The organism is Novosphingobium sp. (assembly GCF_049240505.1).
Taxonomy (GTDB): Bacteria; Pseudomonadota; Alphaproteobacteria; order Sphingomonadales; family Sphingomonadaceae; genus Novosphingobium.
The window spans coordinates 15359-33237 of record NZ_JBMLSM010000087.1; the positions used below are offsets into that span (position 1 = coordinate 15359).

General features: G+C 60.5%; 16 protein-coding genes. 7 read left to right on the forward strand and 9 right to left on the reverse strand.

Annotated features, from left to right (window positions below; translation table 11 throughout):
* The 3 genes from ACOVQ0_RS06895 to ACOVQ0_RS06905 are packed head-to-tail and all read left to right on the forward strand — an operon-like array spanning position 1 to position 3268.
* Complete coding sequence (locus tag ACOVQ0_RS06895) at positions 1-597, forward strand: histidine phosphatase family protein (RefSeq protein ID WP_421881964.1); 597 nt, start codon at positions 1-3, stop codon at positions 595-597.
* Positions 594-2078, forward strand: a complete 1485-nt coding sequence (locus ACOVQ0_RS06900) for a beta-3-deoxy-D-manno-oct-2-ulosonic acid transferase (RefSeq protein ID WP_421881967.1) — start codon at positions 594-596, stop codon at positions 2076-2078. Before ACOVQ0_RS06895 ends, ACOVQ0_RS06900 begins: the two co-directional genes overlap by 4 nt.
* Positions 2075-3268, forward strand: a complete 1194-nt coding sequence (locus tag ACOVQ0_RS06905; protein WP_421881970.1) for a glycosyltransferase family 4 protein — start codon at positions 2075-2077, stop codon at positions 3266-3268. The genes ACOVQ0_RS06900 and ACOVQ0_RS06905 overlap by 4 nt, the downstream gene beginning before the upstream one ends.
* A gap of 354 nt (positions 3269-3622) precedes the next feature.
* Here the strand turns inward: ACOVQ0_RS06905 and ACOVQ0_RS06910 are convergent, their stop codons facing one another.
* Complete coding sequence (locus tag ACOVQ0_RS06910; RefSeq protein ID WP_421881973.1) at positions 3623-4567, reverse strand: sterol desaturase family protein; 945 nt, start codon at positions 4565-4567, stop codon at positions 3623-3625.
* Here ACOVQ0_RS06910 and ACOVQ0_RS06915 point away from each other — a divergent pair.
* Positions 4554-5270: an SDR family NAD(P)-dependent oxidoreductase gene (locus ACOVQ0_RS06915; RefSeq protein ID WP_421881977.1), complete on the forward strand. Its 717-nt coding sequence runs from the start codon at positions 4554-4556 to the stop codon at positions 5268-5270. The genes ACOVQ0_RS06910 and ACOVQ0_RS06915 overlap by 14 nt on opposite strands.
* On the opposite strand, the gene ACOVQ0_RS06920 is transcribed toward ACOVQ0_RS06915, so the two are convergent.
* Entirely contained in the window at positions 5223-6692 is a 1470-nt protein-coding gene (locus tag ACOVQ0_RS06920) for an LTA synthase family protein (RefSeq protein ID WP_421881980.1), read from the reverse strand. The genes ACOVQ0_RS06915 and ACOVQ0_RS06920 overlap by 48 nt on opposite strands.
* Before the next feature lie 188 nt (positions 6693-6880).
* Between ACOVQ0_RS06920 and ACOVQ0_RS06925 the strand changes: the two genes are divergently transcribed.
* Together ACOVQ0_RS06925 and ACOVQ0_RS06930 are read left to right on the forward strand one after the other, a co-directional pair.
* On the forward strand, positions 6881-8113 hold the full coding sequence (locus tag ACOVQ0_RS06925; protein WP_421881983.1) for a capsule biosynthesis protein: 1233 nt from the start codon (positions 6881-6883) through the stop codon (positions 8111-8113).
* Between the two features lie 28 nt (positions 8114-8141).
* Entirely contained in the window at positions 8142-9026 is an 885-nt protein-coding gene (locus tag ACOVQ0_RS06930) for a hypothetical protein (RefSeq protein WP_421881986.1), read from the forward strand.
* A 42-nt stretch (positions 9027-9068) separates the two neighbouring features.
* On the opposite strand, the gene ACOVQ0_RS06935 is transcribed toward ACOVQ0_RS06930, so the two are convergent.
* The 4 genes from ACOVQ0_RS06935 to ACOVQ0_RS06950 all read right to left on the reverse strand — a co-directional run bounded on the left by ACOVQ0_RS06935 (position 9069) and on the right by ACOVQ0_RS06950 (position 12897).
* Positions 9069-10196, reverse strand: coding sequence for a glycosyltransferase family 61 protein (locus tag ACOVQ0_RS06935; protein ID WP_421881989.1), 1128 nt, complete (start codon positions 10194-10196; stop codon positions 9069-9071).
* Positions 10197-10262: 66 nt separating this feature from the next.
* Positions 10263-10928: an ABC transporter ATP-binding protein gene (locus tag ACOVQ0_RS06940; protein ID WP_421881992.1), complete on the reverse strand. Its 666-nt coding sequence runs from the start codon at positions 10926-10928 to the stop codon at positions 10263-10265.
* Positions 10925-11731 (reverse strand): ABC transporter permease, encoded by an 807-nt coding sequence (locus ACOVQ0_RS06945; RefSeq protein ID WP_421881995.1) that lies wholly within the window; start codon positions 11729-11731, stop codon positions 10925-10927. Before ACOVQ0_RS06945 ends, ACOVQ0_RS06940 begins: the two co-directional genes overlap by 4 nt.
* A gap of 2 nt (positions 11732-11733) precedes the next feature.
* Entirely contained in the window at positions 11734-12897 is a 1164-nt protein-coding gene (locus ACOVQ0_RS06950) for a hypothetical protein (protein ID WP_421881998.1), read from the reverse strand.
* Between the two features lie 235 nt (positions 12898-13132).
* Between ACOVQ0_RS06950 and ACOVQ0_RS06955 the strand changes: the two genes are divergently transcribed.
* Positions 13133-14362, forward strand: coding sequence for a polysaccharide biosynthesis/export family protein (locus ACOVQ0_RS06955; protein WP_421882001.1), 1230 nt, complete (start codon positions 13133-13135; stop codon positions 14360-14362).
* 57 nt (positions 14363-14419) lie between these two features.
* Here the strand turns inward: ACOVQ0_RS06955 and ACOVQ0_RS06960 are convergent, their stop codons facing one another.
* Genes ACOVQ0_RS06960 through ACOVQ0_RS06970 form a run of 3 tightly spaced genes read right to left on the reverse strand, consistent with a single transcriptional unit; the run spans position 14420 to position 17872 of the window.
* Positions 14420-15583 carry an AGE family epimerase/isomerase gene (locus tag ACOVQ0_RS06960; RefSeq protein WP_421882004.1) on the reverse strand — a complete coding sequence of 388 codons (1164 nt, stop codon included), beginning with the start codon at positions 15581-15583 and terminating at the stop codon, positions 14420-14422.
* A 22-nt stretch (positions 15584-15605) separates the two neighbouring features.
* Complete coding sequence (locus tag ACOVQ0_RS06965) at positions 15606-16841, reverse strand: HAD-IIIA family hydrolase (RefSeq protein ID WP_421882007.1); 1236 nt, start codon at positions 16839-16841, stop codon at positions 15606-15608.
* The gene (locus ACOVQ0_RS06970) at positions 16826-17872 is read right to left on the reverse strand and encodes a dehydrogenase (RefSeq protein ID WP_421882010.1); all 1047 of its coding nucleotides are present in this window, start codon (positions 17870-17872) and stop codon (positions 16826-16828) included. The genes ACOVQ0_RS06965 and ACOVQ0_RS06970 overlap by 16 nt, the downstream gene beginning before the upstream one ends.
* Positions 17873-17879 lie beyond the last annotated feature (7 nt).

Genomic DNA, 17879 nt, shown 5'->3' on the forward strand with positions numbered 1-17879 from the left:
ATGCTCGTCATCGTCCGCCACGGCAACACGTTCAACGCCGGGGAACCGCCCCGCCGCATTGGCGCGCGCACCGATCTGCCGCTGACCGCCGCTGGCATTGCCCAGGCACAAGAGCTGGGAAAACTGTTCCGCGCCCAAGGCCTGATTTTTGCCCGCGCGCTCGTCTCCCCTCTCCTGCGCACGCGCCAGACGGTTGACGCCATCCTCGCCATGCAGCCCTCGCCCCCGCAGATCGAGCCTGCCGACTTCCTGCGCGAAATCGATCATGGCCCGGACGAAAACAGGACCGAGGATGAAGTGATCGCGCGCATAGGTAAGGCCACGCTCGATGCGTGGGACACCACCGGCGTGCCCCCGGCAGAATGGACCGTCGATGCAGACGCTCGCATCGCCGCCTGGCACGCCCTGCTCACAACTCTCCAACCCGCCAGCGCCCCCACGCTCCTCGTTACCAGCAACGGTGCCGCGCGCTTCGCACTCAAAGCCATGCCAAATGCCAACCCACCCAGCCTGAAATTGCGCACCGGCAGTTACGGCGTGATCCGGCGCGCGGCTGACGGCACTCTGGCCGCGCCCCTGTGGGACCACCGCCCATGACGCCGCCTCCGTTTCTACGCGCCCCCGCCTTTCCCCAGCACCGCGCGCAAATAACTGCAGCGGCAGACGCGCCCACGCCTCTTCCCGCCGATGCGCTGGACCAGTTGCGCCACGCCCGCGTCGGCGGCGAATTCTGGAGCGAAGCCGCCCCCTGGTCCGCACTCGAATGCTCAGGCCACCTCACCGCTGCTGGCACGGACGAGCGCGTGGCCATCGCCGCAGTTCTCGACCTCCCCGTCACCGTCCTGACCCCCGGCCCCTACGGCAAGCCGGGCGATGACCTCCATGCCTTGCGCGCCCGCCTCACCAGCCTGCTCGCCTCGGCTCGCTACATCGATCCTTTCACCGGCGCGGATAGCTCGTTCACCGCCACGATCGCGCTGCTCGGCCAATGGCGGCGCGAGATCGAGGCCAACCGCACCATCGCCGTCGCCAGCGGCATGGCATGGTGGAAGCGCGACGAGATTCGCCGCTTCCTCTGGGTGCCTGAACGCGATGTGCGCTTTGTCCGCAAAGCCGCGCGCGCACTCGCCGTCGCACGCAAGGCAAATGGCGCGCTTGCAGTCTGGCCTTCGCGCGTCTCACCTGCGCTCCTCGCTGCTGCGCACGCGCAAGAAACGGGCATCGTCCGTGTGGAGGATGGTTTCGTTCGCTCGGTCGGGCTTGGCAGCAATCTGGTGCCGCCTGCATCGGTCGTGGTCGATACGCGCGGCATCCATTTCGATCCGGCCACCCCCAGCGACCTCGAACACATCCTCGCCACAACCGCCTTCACCACGGCGCTGACCGATCGCGCCCAGGCCCTGCGCCAGATGATCGTCATCGCGGGCATCAGCAAATATGCCGCGCAAACCGCAGCCCCGCTCCCGCCCCGCGATCCAAAGCGCAAGCGCGTGCTCGTCCCTGCGCAAGTGGAAGACGATATGTCCGTCCTTGCAGGCGGCGGAGGCCTCACCTCGAACCTTGAACTGCTGCGCCGCGTCCGCGCGCTGGAACCCGATGCCGAAATCTGGTTCCGCCCCCACCCCGATGTCGATGCAGGGCACCGCAAGGGCGCCGTCCCCGATACCGAAGCGCTGCGCTATGCCGATGCCGTGATGCGTGGCGGCGGCATGGCCCCGCTGCTTGATGTGGTCGATGCTGTCCACGTCCTCACCTCGCTCACCGGTTTCGAAGCGCTGATGCGCGGCGCAGAAGTCACCTGCCACGGCACGCCATTCTACGCAGGCTGGGGCCTCACCCGCGATCTTGGCGCGGTGCCCGAGCGCCGCCGCCGCTGCCTTTCGCTCGATGAACTCGTGGCTGGCGTGCTCATCCTCTATCCGCGCTATCTCGATCCCGTCACCGGCCTGCCCTGCCCGCCCGAAGTGCTCGTAGCGCGCATAGCGGCATCACAGGCCACCAACCGCCTCGGCTGGGTCGCCCCCTTGCGCCGCTGGCAGGGCCGGTTGATGACGCGGCTGAGAGCGTTTGCCCGATGACCGTGATTCTCGACATCTCGCGCCTGATCTCCCGCATCCGCCACTCCACCCCTTCGGGTGTGGATCGCGTGGAAATGGCCTACGCACGCGGATTGCTCAGGCTCTATGGCGAAGACCTTGCTTTTGCCGCGGTCCATCCCGCAGGGCGCTACGGACGGCTCGATCGTGCCGTCGCACTGTCCTATCTCGATGAACTCGAACGCCGCTGGTCGCGCGAAGACGGGCGCGTAGGCCAGCGCTCCATCCCTTCGATCCTACCGTGGATGGTGCGCCTGCTACCGCAACGTCCGCCCAAAGCTACCAGCCGACCAGTCTACGTTCAGGTATCGCCCCATCACCTCACCAACCGCGCCCAGGTCGAAAGGATTCTCGCGAACGAGAATGCCCGCTTCCTGTGTATGGTCCACGATCTCATCCCGATCGAATACCCCGAATATGCCCGCCCCAACGGGGCAGACCTGCATCACCGACGGATGGAAACCGTCGTCGCTTGCGCCGACGCCGTGATCGTCAATTCGGCCGCCACAGGCAGATCGCTGCAACCGTGGCTGGACCGGAACGGCCGCACCGTTGCCGTCCATGTCGGCCTGCTCGGCACAGAAAGCATTGCCCCCGCAAGCGCCGCCGAACCGCTGCCGAATCGGCCCTTCTTCGTCTGTCTCGGCACCATCGAGCCGCGCAAGAATCACCTCTTGCTGCTGAACCTCTGGCGGCAATTTGCCGAAACCATGCCCACTGCCGAAATCCCCGCTCTTGTCGTGATTGGCCGACGCGGTTGGGAGAACGAACAGGTTCTCGACATGCTCGATCGCTGCCCGACGCTGAAAGAATCCGTCGTCGAAATCGCGGGTTGTTCTGACCAGCGCCTCGGCACGCTTTTGCGCCAAGCCCGTGCATTGCTCATGCCGTCCTTCACCGAAGGCTTCGGTATGCCGATTGCCGAAGCGCTGTCCGTGGGCACCCCTGTCATCTGCAGCAATATTGCCGCACATCACGAAGTTGGTGCGGCAGCGCCCGACTATGCCGATCCGCTCGACGGCCCACGCTGGCGCGCTCTGATAACCGATTTTACGCAAAAAGGGCCGCATTGGCAGGCACAAATGGCACGCCTTCCCGCATGGCACGCGCCCAATTGGGAAGATCACATGCAGGTCGCGGCCAAAGCAATCGCTGCCTTGGCACAGTCATAGGACAGACACTTTCCGGTTCAGGAAACTGCCCGCGCGCCCCTTTGCCACTTGCCCGCCATCGGTTTGTGCATGGCCGTTCCGCACGATTTACAATGCCCGGAATAGCCCCAGGCCTCATGCCGAACCCTTTTCCTGTCCGGGCGATGATGGCCGAACAGACAACGCAAGCTGATCATGAACACGCCCCCGCGCGAATCTGCAGCTGCGTTTTATATCGGTTTTGGAGTGAATTTGGGAATAACAGATGTTGTATGAAAGCTGACATTCGCCGCACAAACACAACAAGGGTGGCGGTCGTACCGTGTCAGCACTGAACATCGGCTTCGCAGCAGGCACACGCCAACCGCTGCTAAGTCATCCCTGCGCGACTGGTGCTTTCAGCGAATCGACCCGCGTTCCCAGCATACGGTCCAGCACCAGCCCCGAGATCGCGTAGTTCCCCTCGTTCACGCCAAAATGATGGCGCATGTGATGCTTTTTGAACGGCAGCCAGACTTTGCTCTTCATCGGCCACTGGTGGCAGGCATAGTGCAGCATGTCGTAAATGACATAACCAATGATAAAGCCCACGAACGCCCAGGTTCCCGCCGCTCCGAACAGCGCAAGGAACACCAGCCACACCGAACCGGTAATCGGAATGCTGGCAACCGGCGGCATCAGATTGCGCAATGGATCATTCGGTTCCGCGTGGTGATTGCCGTGCATGATGAACACGAAACTTTGCAGCAACCGGTGGTCCGGCTTCCAATGGAAGACCCAGCGATGCATCCCGTATTCGAACACGAACCAGAACAACAAGCCACCAAGGCCCAGCAGCGACGCCTCTGCTCCGGTCACACTGGAACTGCTCCATGCCAGCCAGACCAGCAGGGGGATAAGCACCGCCCATGTCACAGCGAACCCCACCGGAGTGATCACCGTGCACCGTTCCAGCCAACGATTGTTAAAGAGCTGGATTTGCTGCGAGTGCGAAGTCGGTTCAACCATTGCGATCTTTCTGGACATCACTGCGCCTTGGCTGTCAATAAAGAAACAGTCCGCTAAAGGCGGCTCGCCGCAAATCCGGGCTGTGCTGTCGGCAACATTAAAAGTTGCTGAACTCACCGCACTGCACCGCAATGCAACAAGATCGCCAGTGTTCCGGTCCATCTGATTCCGGTTTTGCAGCAAACTATTGGCAATAAAGACTGCCCGGAGGAGAAATTCCAAAATGGATGTGATTTTGGGACACATCTTGATCTTGGGCGCATCAGGGGAACTTGGCACCGCACTCGCGCTCGAATGCGTGCCGTTCGCCACGAAGCTCACCTTATGGGGCCGCGATAACAACCGCCTTGCCCATACCGCTTCCCTGTGCCGAAGCGTCGGCGCCATTTGTGTAGAAACCCGGTCTGTCGATCTGTTCGACATTGATACGGCTCTGGTCGCGCTTGTCGCCAGCGACGATGACACGTCGGTCGATACGGCAATCTTCGCGTCCGGCCTTGGTGACATCCATCCGGCGAATGATGCGTTCGATGAACCCGAACTCGTATCGCGCCTTTACCGCGTAAACTGCGTGGCACCTTCGGCATTGGGTGCGGAACTCGCACGCCGCATGGCCGCGCGGCAGCCACGCCCGCACACCAACAGCCCGCGCGGAAGAATCGTGTTCGTCGGTTCGGCTGCTGCTTTTGCCTCCATGCCTTTCGCTGCCAGCTATGCTGCGTCCAAAGCTGGACTGGCACGATTCGCCGATGCTTTGCGCATCGCAATGCGCCCTCATGCAATCGGCGTAACGCTGATCTCGCCCGGCTTTATCGACACCGCAGCAGCGCGGCGCGTGCCCGGTCCCAAACCGTTCATCATCTCGCCCGAACATGCTGCGAAGGCCATTCTCACGGCGGCGCGGGCAGGCAAGGCTCATCTTATCCTGCCTTGGCCTTTTGCTTTGGCTCGCCTGATCGTGGGGGCCTTACCCCGCGCCATCCGCGATCGTTTGCTGCGCGCGATGGCACCTTGAAGCGCTGGAGCGCAAAATATCGAGAATGTGGTGGTGCAATTGGGCTGGCGTCAGGTCAAGGTCGCCCTCTTCGCCAACAATGGGCCTGCCGTCACGGCCAAACCGCAACAGCACGAACGGTGTATGCCGATCCCCAGCCGCGCCAGAAACGTCAGGCTCGCAAACGCCGGGTATACTCGGTCGGTGATCGCCAAAAAACACCAGCGTTGCAGGCCGCTGTAGCGCGGCCAGCCCATCCGCCAGCCTGCCCAGCATGGCATCGCTGTTGCCCAGCAGGCGCAAGTATTCGCCCGCCAGACCGTTGCCAGCCGTAACGGCTTTCCACGGCCCGTGATTCTCGATGGTCACCGCATAGATCAACGTCGCGCCCTGCGCGTGTTTCGCGATCTTCAGGATTTCGTCAGCCATCGCGGCGTCGGTCACATAGCGGCCCTCGCCTTCCGAAGGCGGGGCGAACCGGTCTTCCCCCACCAGTTCTGCAAAGCCGCCAGCAGCCATGATTTCGGCCCGATTGTAAAACCGCATGTCGTGCGGATGGACGAAGATCGAACGCCACCCGGCTTCCTTCAGTCGTGCGGGCAGGGCAAAGCTGCTTTCACCTTTTGCAGTCAGGAACGGGTCGAACCGGCGAAACCCCAGTTCTTCCTCGCTCCGTCCGAACAGCACCCCATATTCGGTCCGCATGGTATAGGCGCCAAAACCATGCACGTTCAACCTGCCCTGCGACCACGCCACCACCCGCGCGGCTGCAAGCGCCGGTAGTAAAGGTGCAGTATCACCAAACAACACTGCAGAATCACCGAAGGATTCGCACTGAATCAGGATCGCCAGTTCATCGTCCTGCGGCTTCCCCGGCAAGGGCAGCAGCGGGGCAGGATCAGCGCTTTTGCGCCAGCGCATCCAGTACAGGAAAACGGTCGCAATCAATCCGTGCCGCTGTACGTCACCTTCGCTGTCCGGCACTCGCGCTATGCCTGCCCACGGTTGCAGCTCAGGCGCACTCGTCAACAGGAGTACGCTGACAACCATGATCGCAAGGCCGGTCAGGTGCATATGCCACTCGCCAACGAAAACGGCCCACAGCAGCAGGGGAACAATGGGCGCCGCCATCGCCAGCAGTGCTTTCTGAACCCGCGACAAAGCCGAAAAGTAGAACTGCGGATGGCGGAACACTGCACCCAGCAGCGCAAGGTCGGAAAAGACCAGCGCCTCGCCCAACATCGCGCGTTTGGCGTTCGATATCATTGTAAACAGGCCGACCAGCGCCAACGCCAATCCTGCCGATGCCACCAAATTGCCGCTGATCGCCAGAAACAGCCCGAACGGCAATGCGGTCAGCAACCACAGCAGGCAAGTTCCGGCCGCGCTGCGCGGCGCTATCCGTTTGCCTCTACGCGGACGAGCAAGGGCATCGAGAATCACCGATCCGGCCAATAAAGCAATTATCGCAAGCACTTGCCAGGCCGGTGTCCGATGTTGGAAAGGCCACCGCATACCAATCGCAATCCATGCTGTCACCGGTCGGTCCACACCCATGCGGATGCAAAATGCTGTAGGAATTCTCCATCACGCCATCGACCCGCCCCCCGCTTCCCGGTAAGGCCACCGGAATGACACCCCCGAGCCGCTCCAAACGCCGCGTTCTGCTGCTCCAAGGCCTCATGGGCCCCCTCTTCCGCCGCCTAGGCCAGGGCCTGTCGAAAGCCGGGCACAGCGTGTACAAAGTCAACTTCAACGGCGGCGACCGCCTGTTCTGGCGCCTGCCCAACGGCATAGACTATCGCGGCACCCTCGAAGAATGGCCGGAGGCGTTGGCGCAGATCATCGCCGACAAGCAGATCACCGACGTCATGTTGTTTGGCGATTGCCGCGATCACCACATGATAGCCACGCGCGTCTGCCGCGAGCTCAAGATCCCCGTCCACGTTTTCGAGGAAGGATATATCCGGCCCGATTGGGTCACCTTCGAGCGTGACGGCGTCAACGGGCATTCGTCGCTACCGCGCGATCCGCAGTGGTACCTCGAAACCGCGGCCAAACTGCCGGCGGTGGAACAGCACCCGCCCGTACCCTCGACGTTCCGTCGCCGTGCGCTCGAAGGGCTGGCCTACAATTTCGCCGATGTATTCACGCGCTGGCACTACAAGAACTGGAACAATCATCGCCCTTGGCACCCCTTGGTGGAAGGCATGGGCTGGCTGCGCAAGCTGCGCCGCGGCAAGGAGCGCGAAGCGCAAGGGGCGGCGCTGCTGCAGCGACTGCGAGACAGCAGCGCGCGGTACTTCCTGTTTCCGCTGCAGCTCGATTCGGATGCGCAGATCCGGTTGCACTCACCGTTCGCCGGCATTGCCGAGGCGACCAAGGTGGTGATCGCCTCGTTCGCCGCGCACGCGCCAAAGGACACGCGGCTTGTGATCAAGGAGCACCCGCTGGATAACGGCGTGCGCGACTGGGAACTCGTCTCTCGCGATCTGGCCGAGCGCTACGGCGTGGCCGACCGGGTGGACTACCTGCCGAGCGGCGACATCGTGCCGGTGGCGCAGACCTCGCTCGGCATGGTCACGATCAACAGCACGAGCGGGACACTCGGCCTGTCGATGGGCATTCCCGCCGTGGTGCTGGGAACGGCAATCTACGACATCGCAGGGATCACCTGTCAGGACGGGCTGGATGCGTTCTGGCAGCAGCCAACCGCGCCAGATCCATCCATTTTCGCCGCTTTCAGGCGTGCTTTGATCGAGCGATGCCTTATCCCGGGCGGGTTCTTCTCGAAAGATGGTCTCGACTCGGTCGTGGGCCATGCAATTGCGCGATTTGGGGGGAATACGACGAGCCATAGATAGCGGGCCGGGCTCACCGCGAGGGGGATGAATGAGTGCGCTTGCCGAGAAGTTCATCATAGACGTTGCCCAAAGCAATCATCAGTGCGCTGTTTGTGCCGCTCCGGCCGAACCATGGGATGACGTCGACGGCTTTCCCTTCACTGAATGCCCAAGCTGTGGATCCATCGCAATTGCCGCCGAGTTCATGTCAAAGGTCGACATGGGGGAAAGCCTGCGACATTACGACCACGACTACTGGCAAAACGAGATACGTTCGGCAAAGGAGCGATGCTGGGGAGGGAGTGTCGCGCGCGCGGCGGAAGCCATTCTGCTCTGCCGCCGCCCTGTTGACGCCTTTGTGGACCTGGGGTGTGGGTCAGGCGACCTGCTCGATTCCCTGAGCTTCTATTTGCCCGCATCCCGAAACAAGCTGTTTGGCGTCGAGATGTTTCCGCCCAACTATCACAGCACACACCCCGGCTTCATCAAATCCGGCATCGCCGAAGTCGACCGCGAGTTCGATTGCGGAGTCTACATCGAAGTGATCGAGCATTTAACCCCCGCCATGCTGGACAGCTTCGTGGCGGGCCTTGCGAAATGCGCGCTGCCAAACTCGTTTTTCATCTTCAACACTGGCCTCGCGCCCTATGTGAACAATGAAGACAAGGGGTACATCGACCCGATCAGGCGGGGCCATATCGTGTCGTATGGCTGGAATGCAATCGAACGGATCTATGGCAGACACGGCTTCGCCATCCGGCGTCTTGGCAATCGCGACTGGGCCTTTGGCGCCGAATATTCGCCCGATCACCAGATGACGATCGGCGAACGCACATGGCTCCCGCTGGCGGAGAATGGGCGGATGCTCGACGATCCCATAACAGGGTCAGTAACGGCCATTCTTGCCCGCGAATCCATGCGGGCTTACGAATAGCCGCATTAGCTTGAGCCATTCCAAACCGACTGACCGCCTTGGCTACGCCTCTTTCAAACGCGAGGCGAAGGCGAGAATATCGGCAACGGCCTCAGGACTTAAGCTGTCTCCTGGAAGAGGATGGTAGGCCAAGCGATGGCCGGCAGCTTCGCATATCCCTGCGTGCCAAAGGTTGAGCCGGTCAGGGAGCATAAGAACACCAAGAACAGCTCCGGGGTTTGTCAGCATGATTGAGTGGAGCGCGCTGCCATCTTCCCCGATTATGACCTTCGCATCGGCGAAATGATGCGCCTGCCCGGCAAGGTCTAGCTTTTCAGGATGAAGAATGGTGAAGCCCAGCGAGCGCATACCTTCCTCAAGCGCCTCGTACTCGGACAGCTTGCGGTCACCTTGCCAATTCCGCCTACTTACGAACACACAGTCTGCGTCAATCGCCGCCTTTGTGCAGTTCAAATGGTTGAAGTGGGCGCGCAGGTGATCCCAGGCCAAGCTATTGATCGGCTGAGCCATGGCGAACCCGCATTTCACTCCGGAAAGACGAAACAGCCGCGAATGAGAGACTGCCTTCAAAGCGTAAGCATCGGCGCTTCCGATCTGAACCGCCTCAAGAAGGACATTCATCCAGTCGGTAAGGTGGTCGAACACATAGCGAGTACCGGACGGAATATCTGCAAAGCGGCCAAGATAAAGCTGCGGAACGAAGTCCAGAATCCAATGGCCGAAAATGCCATAGCCGGGAGATTTCATCAGGACGACGTCATTGTCTTCCCGTTCGGGAGAGCCAAAGTCAGCCCAGAACGCATCCGGACCATCCCATCGCTCAAATCCAACGCCGCTGTTCTCAAGCCACCAGTTGAAGTAATCGCGACTCCAATTTACAGAATGCCCAAGAAAGACGTTGGCATTCTCTACGTCAGCAATAAGTCCATCACGCCCGATTGACCACATTCCGTCAAAAGTGAAAATGCCGCACGGAGCGATATCGCGCGACTGGTCGGACATGTCGGCATAAGAACGAAAAAGCCGTTCATTATACTCATCTTGCAAAACAAAAAGTTCACGCTGAGTACGGATTTTCCAATTCCGCATAAGCTTGCGATAATTGATGCGCGCGAACGAACGGATGATCGAAAGGTCGCGCTGATAATCGTCTGGTATGACCCCGCTCACGAGGCAGTCGACGTTTACAATTGTATATTTCTGCAACATTTTTCACCAACTGCATCGGCGTGCGCGTCAGGGCTGAGCCGAACGCATGTATTCGTCATGAGATTCCTGGGCCTCGACAAGCGTCGGGTAGTGCGTAAGCACACCTTTGCGCAGGACGGATCCTCTTTCGCAATGATCATAGAGGAAGCGCGCATCGTGCGACACGATGATGAAAGCGCGGTCTGCCCGCTTACCAAACAGTTCTTCCTGACATCGCGCTTGGAAGCGCGCGTCACCGACGGCAAAGACTTCGTCGAGCAGGTAACAATCGAATTCGATCAGCATCGAAATGGCAAAAGCCAGACGAGCCCGCATGCCCGACGAATAGGTCTTGATCGGCTCGCGCAAGTATTTCCCAAGCTGGGCAAAATCGTCGACAAACTCGAGTGCATCCCGCCAGTCGCGGCCGTATATGCGACAAATGAAGCGCACGTTATCGACGCCGGTCAGGCTTCCCTGAAAAGCGCCCGAGAATGCGAGCGGCCATGAAATCTTCATTCGAGTATCGACTGTGCCACGCGTGGGCAACTCGATCCCGCTGATTATACGGATGAGTGTCGACTTGCCCGCACCGTTACCACCGATAATTGCGATGCGCTCGCCGACGCGAACGTCAAGATTGACGTCGGTCAGAACCTGCGTGTCGCCATGACCAGTTCGATAAACCTTGTCGACATGCTCCAGCCTGATCATTCCGGGATAACCTCGCGGCTCAATTGCCGTTCGATGGAAAGACCTAGGATTGTCAAAACGAAGTTCCAGGTTGCAAGATACATCACGTCATAATGTGCGACGATCTTGCTGCCAAAGAAGCCCTCACGGATCATCTCGGTGCAGTGCACCATCGGAATGAGCAGCATTTTCTCCCTGACCGCTGGCGGGAGCGCATCAGCGACAAAGGCCGCGCCTGACAGCGGGAAGAGAATGTAGGCCAGAGGGTGCCACAGCTTTTCGACCAGTTCGGACTTTTCGCCCACTGCGCCGAGAAACAACGCCAAGCCCATCCCGAACCACGCAGTCATCATCCAGGCGCCGCAAAGTTCGAGCACATCTTCGGGCGGATCCATATAGCCGGTCAAGCAGAACAGCACGGTCAAGAAGAAAAACGACGATGTGACGCTGATGAATTCGAGAAAAAGACGGGAAAGAAACAGGTCGATCACGCGAACATTGCGATGGTACATAAGGGACAAGTTGGACGAAACCGCCATGACCACGCGGTTCGGCATATTTCTCCACAAAAGGATGGTAGAATAGCCCGTCAGTGCAAATGCCATGATTGGAAGATTGGAACCATGGTTGGCGCCGATCATGTACCACAGCACGGTGATGCCCACCGTGAAGAGCATCGGCTCGACATAAAGCCAAAACAAACCGATATTGTGCCGACCGTAGCGCGTCAGGACCTCGCGAAGCATGAGCGCGCGAATGACCCGCACCTGTATGACAACCGAGCGCCAGAACGATTGCGGAATTGGTGGCGGCAGCGCGTCCATCTTCAGTCCCGATGTTCTAGTAGGGCGGCCAAAAGCATGCGGAAAATTGCGTAGGCGAACAAGCTTGCGACGAAAGTCGCGATCATCCCACGCCACCGCTTCGGCTCGAGCGGCGAGTCCGGCAGGTTCGGCGAGACGATGCGTTCGACATAGGCCTGCTTGCGCAACGCTTCGTTGCGGGCCTGTTCGAGCGACCCGAGGGCGCTTGCCAGCTGCTTTTCGGCAACCGTGCTTTCTACCAGCAGACGCTGGTAGCGCACTGCCGTGCCCGCAAGCGACTTAGAACTTCCGGCGACCTGGCCCATCTGGTCGGCGATCTCGCGGTTAAGCGAACCGATCTTGGTCTGGAGCACCTCGATCTGGGGGTTCTGGGGGGTGTAGGTGCGCAGCTGGATCAGCTGCGTCTTGGTTGCGATCAGTTCATCCTGCAGCTTCGAGACCATCTGCAATTGCACCGCTGCCTGCTTTTCGGGATCGACCACGCCGGCCTGGTTGCGATAGGCAGCGAGCGCGACGGCGGCCGCGGTAGCTTGGCTGCGCGCGGTATCGACTTCGGCCTCGGCGTAGCGGACAAGATCCTTGCGCCCACGCTCGTTCAGCTTGTTGACCGTCGTCTCGGCCATGGTGAGCAGTTGCTCGTTGATGCGGCGCGCATCTTCGGGATTGTAGGCGCGGACAGTGAGCGTGCTGATCGAAGTGGCGGCATCGGTCTCAACCGTCACCTTGCCCTGGAAGTACTTGTAAAGGCTTTCGAACGAATCGAAATAGCCCATCGGCCCGAACCGGTTGAAGATCGAGACGTTGTCCGAACCGTAAGCCTTGCGGAAGGCGCCGTTGCGATCCAGTTCGCGCAAGGCATCGCGCGATTGCACGAAGCTCTTGGCGGCATAGACTTCATCACCGGATGTCGTGAAGCCGGCAGTCTTGAGAATGACACCAATACCCGATGGCGCGGGCTTATCAGGACTGCGCACGACGAAGCGCGATTCCGAAATGTAGATGTCGGACGCAACGAAACCGAAATACAGGATGCCGAGCAAGGTCGGGATCACCACGGTTACTACCGCAAGCGTGCCGATCTTCGAAAATGCAGAACGAACCATGGGAAAGAGAGCATTCCTTTTTGCGTCACGCCGACTTGGCCACCGGAGGAACGGGAGCGGCAATGGGCCATCGGCACCGGATTTGCAATGCCTAGGCGACCGGCTGCTGCGCGCCATTGAGACTGCCGATGACCGCAGTCGCCGCACATAGCCGCGACACGATGACTCTACGTCGAATTCTTGAACCGAAACGGGTTGAACTGATCAAGGACGAGCAACACAATTCCGCGATTTACGTTGAGCCCATGTCTGATGGGACTTAAGAGCCCTCACAAAGACTTGAAGGATCTGTGACAACGTGCCCAATGCCCTGAAATGCTTCGACCGGACCATCGCGCGGACTGGCAAATCATCGCCATCGACCGGGAAGATTGCACGAATCGTGCTGCTCGCGGGCCTGATGGCAACTGCCAGCGCCTGCACATCGCTCGGTGCATCCGGCCCTTCGGGCAGTGCGGTGCGCAAATCGGCCGATCAGCCTGTCGGTGATGCGCGCATTCGCATCGTCCCCCTGACCGACGCCGTTGCGCGTCGCGTGCTGGCATCGCGCGCAGCAAGCTCGTTTTCGGAAACGCTGGGAGAAGGTGTCGCAGTGGGCAACATCGTTGGCAAGGGCGATGTCCTTGACATTTCGGTCTGGGAATCGCCCCCGGCAGTGCTGTTTGGCTCGTCGGCAGTCGAAGCGCGCCTGAGTTCTGCAGGCTCGCTGCGCAGCACGGCTATCCCAGAGCAGATGGTGGACGATGCCGGACGGATCATCGTGCCGTTCGTCGGCCAGGTCATGGCCGCGGGGCGCAGTACGCGTGCGATCGAGGCCGAGATCGTGTCGCGGCTTGCCGGAAAGGCCCACGAACCGCAGGCGGTCGTGCGCGTGACCCGCAATGCCTCGGCCAACGTCACCGTGGTTGGCGATGTAGCCAGCAGCGCGCGGGTGCCGTTGACGGTACGCGGAGAACGTCTGCTCGACGTGATTGCCGGCGCAGGCGGCGTGCGGCAGCCGGTGGGCAAGACGACCATCCAAGTATCGCGCCGCGGCCAGACGTTCGCGATGCCCCTCGAAGCCATCATCCGGGATCCGCGCCAGAACGTGCGCATGCAGCCTGAAGATGTCATCACCGCATATTTCCAGCCCTACAGCTTCGTGGCGATGGGTGCGACCGGCGCGAATGCCGAAGTGCCCTTCGAAAGCACAGGCATCACGCTGGCACAGGCACTTGGACGCATCGGCGGCATTCGCGACGATCGCGCCAACCCCAAGGGTGTATTCATCTTCCGGCTGGAAGACCCGGCTGCACTCGACCCTGCGCTCGTCGCAGGATCACCCACTACGCCCGACGGCAAGATTCCGGTGATCTACAACGTCAACCTTGCCGATCCGGCAAGCTTCTTCGTCGCGCAGGGCTTTTCGATCCATAATGGGGACGTTGTCTATGCCTCGAGCGCACCTATAGCAGACCTGCAGAAGTTCGTGAACATCGTATCGTCGATGGCATTCTCGATCGTCGGCATTACCAACGTCGTGCAATAACATGCTTGCGGCTGGTCCCTGTCGCCGGGATCAGCCGGGTTCCGCAGCGGCAACCTGTCAGCCGCACTGATTTTGCACGTACGTAAAGAGTTCCGCATAGGCACAACTGATGTGGTAAAGTGAGCTACCTGGCGCCAGTTCCTCCAGCCAGCTTCCGTCTGCACAGAGCTTGTCCCGCCACAGGCCGGCAGTGGGTACAGCATAATACTGCTCAAGACCCCGAACAGCCTTTGCAACCTCGGTCGCTTCGGCTGAATCGCCGGTACGGGCAAGACGAGCGACCGCTACCTTGATACGTTCGGTCTGAGGCCAGAGCCTCGCGCGCGCATCGTAAAGCGTTCCATCGACCAGAACTTCGTTGACAGCCACGCCGCGGCAGCTGTCGATGCCAGTCCGGCGACCAAATTCGACAAGCCGATCGGCAATAGCCACGCCTTCGGACCAGCCGCCCCGGGCAAGCCGCTCGAACAGCCAGGCCCATTCAAAGCAATGCCCTGGCTCGGCAATCCTGCCCTTCTCGCCGTCAACGGGCGACCAGTCCTGTTCGAAGTATTCGAGCAGTGCGCCAGATCGCGGATCGACGAAGCGGGTGGCTGCGAGCGATCCGATCGCTCGCGCCAAATCACGAAACCGCTCGCGCCCGCTGGCGCCATGAAGGGCCAGCATTGCTTCGAACAAGTGCATGTGCGGGTTCTGACGACGGATGGAGGCATCCACGATCTCACCTTCGGTGAAACCGCCCTGCGTGTGGGACCATTGCACCTCGATCGCGTCTAGCAGCGCCTCGGCCGCATCGATCCATTCTATCCTGCCAAGTGCGCCAGCTGCTGTTCCCAAAGCGAAGAGCACGAACGCCTGATCATAGAGATCCGCACGGGCATCGAGCGGCCGTGCCTGCACATCAAGCTTGTGCACGAAGAAGCCGTCATCGCGGCGGGCGTGGGCTAGCAGGACTTCCACGGTCTCGGCGACGAGTTCACGCCATGGCCCCGACCAGCCCATTGCCCCGATGGCACAGAAGGAGAAGATATGCCGCGCCTGAACGAAAGTGCGAAAGTAGGACGAGTCCGGCTCGCCAGCCAAGGTCATCCGCTCGGCAAAAAGTCCGCTCTGGGTTCGTCCGCTCGCGGCCCAGAGTGGCGCGGCGGTGCCGCATAACCATGACGTGGCACGGTCTGAAAGCGCGGCAAGTTCGGTCTGTGCCGCTTGGGATGTCATCATGGTCATGCAATCAATCTCTGACTCAGCGGTTGGAAGGATGTTTCAGCAGGGGCGCCACGAACTCGTAAAGGTCGTCGCCCAGGAAGTGATGCGCGGCAACACCGGCGGCTTGCGCTGCCTCAAGATCGCTCGGTTGGTCACCGACCAGCAAGCTTGCACTCTTGTTTACCGGCCAGTGCGACATCAGATCGTCCAGCATTCCCGGGTTTGGTTTGCGCCAAGGGTGGAGTTGCCGATAAGCAGCGAGGCTCGCGTCGGGATGGAACGGACAATAACGCCAGTCGTCGATCGTCGCGCCCTGTGCTCGCAACACCTGCGCCATGCTATCGTGCAACAAAAGCACATCGTCCTCTGCGTAAAATCCCCGCGCCACCCCTGCCTGGTTCGTGACCACGAACACGTAGTAGCCCAAATCGTTGGCACGGCGGATTGCCTTGGCCGCACCATCCATCCAGCGCACCCGGTCGATCGAACCGACGTAATTGTCGTCTTGATTGATCACGCCATCGCGATCGAGAAACAGGGCTGGCCGGCAGCGCTGCTTCGGGATGGTCGATTGCGCTTCCTCGTAAGTTTCGGGAATGCCTATATCGAGAAAGAAACCGTTGTAACGCCGAGCGCGTAGCGCATCTTTCGCAACCAGGGCTGGCAAGAGGTCGTTTTCAATGGAGAACTTGCCGGTAAACCCGGCAAGGTCGCTGTGCCGGAGCACGTAGACGCCGCCGTTGATCAGGGCCGGGCGCATACCGAGCCCGCGGGGGACTATTCCGCTGACTCGCCCATCTTCCTCGACATGGAGGCTTTCGTAGCGATTCGCCTCCGGCACCTCACGCACCGCGATGGCAGCCTGATCGCCTGCAGTTTCAACAAGGTCGATCCAGTTGAAGTCAAACCACGTATCGCCATTGAGCAGGACGAATTGCGGATCGAGTTGGTCCTGCGCGTGGACCAATGCGCCCCCGGTTCCCAACGGCTCCGGTTCAACCGAGACGGTTACGGAGCAGCGCCCGCCCAAACGCTCTTGCAACGCTTCGACGTAGCTGCTGACAACCTCGGCGCGAAACCCGGCGAGAAACAGAAGCTTGGTGAACCCTCGCCGCACCGCCTCCGTCACCAGCACGTCGATGAACGGTTGCCCACCGACAGGCAGCAGCGGCTTGGGCGTCCTGCGCGTCAGTTCGCCAAGACGCGTGCCAAGGCCACCGAGAAGGATGACACACTGCCGGACATCGCCCGTTCCTGTCATCGGACCGGCCACGCTTCTGCGCCTTCGAAGACGAGTTTGACCGCACTCGCCTGCCCACCGTGCTCGTTAAGCTTGCGGATCAGGTGATAACGGCGTTCAGGATCTGCCAACAGCATGATGAAGCCGCCGCCGCCCGCTCCTGAAACCTTGCCGGCGTAGGCGCCGTTTTTGATGGCAACTTCGAGCAGATCGTCGACGGTGGAGTTGGTTATCGAAGATGCGGTGCGCTTTTTGGCCAACCAGGATCGCTTGAGCACATCTGCCATACCCCGAATGTCGCCCGACAGGATGCTGACTTTCATCTCGTCGGCCTGCACCTTCAGTTCGTGCATCGCAGCAAGCGTCTCGTCATTGAAGACCTGCAGTCCTCCGACCTGATCCTTGATGATTGTGGCGGATTCACGCGATTGACCGCTGAAGCAGATTACAAGCGAGGATTCGAATTCGTTGAGATGCTCGCGCCTCAGTCGCAGCGGATTGACGATGACACCTGCCGCATCCTTCAGGAATTCGATGAAATTGAAGCCACCAAAAGCTGCGGCGTATTGATCCTGCATCCCCCCCAGCAAGCCAAGCTGAATGCGCTCGATCTCGAAAGCCAAGCGCGCCACTTCGTAAGGACCCAGCGGCAATTGCATGGCCAGGACGAACGCCTCGATCAGGGCAACTGTCAACGCAGACGAAGCACCCAGCCCCGAACCTGCCGGCACGTCGATCGTCGTCGTGATCGAGAGCGGCAGACCGACACCATCATTGTAGGTGTCCATCATGTGACGATAGACTGCCCGGTGCAAGCACAGCCCTTCGCGAATCTCGAAAGAGGTGCCGCAAGCCAGTGTCTCCTCGGCGTTGAGATCGTCTGCCTTGAATACGATCCGCCGATCATCACGTATCGCCAAGTGCGCATAGGCATAGCGATCGATGGTGGCATTCAGAACCACGCCGCCGTGCCGTTCGGCATAGGCTGCAAGATCGGTCCCTCCACCGCCAAGACCGAGCCTCAGCGGCGCGCGGGAACGAACGTTCTCGAAATGAAGCTTCATGGAAATC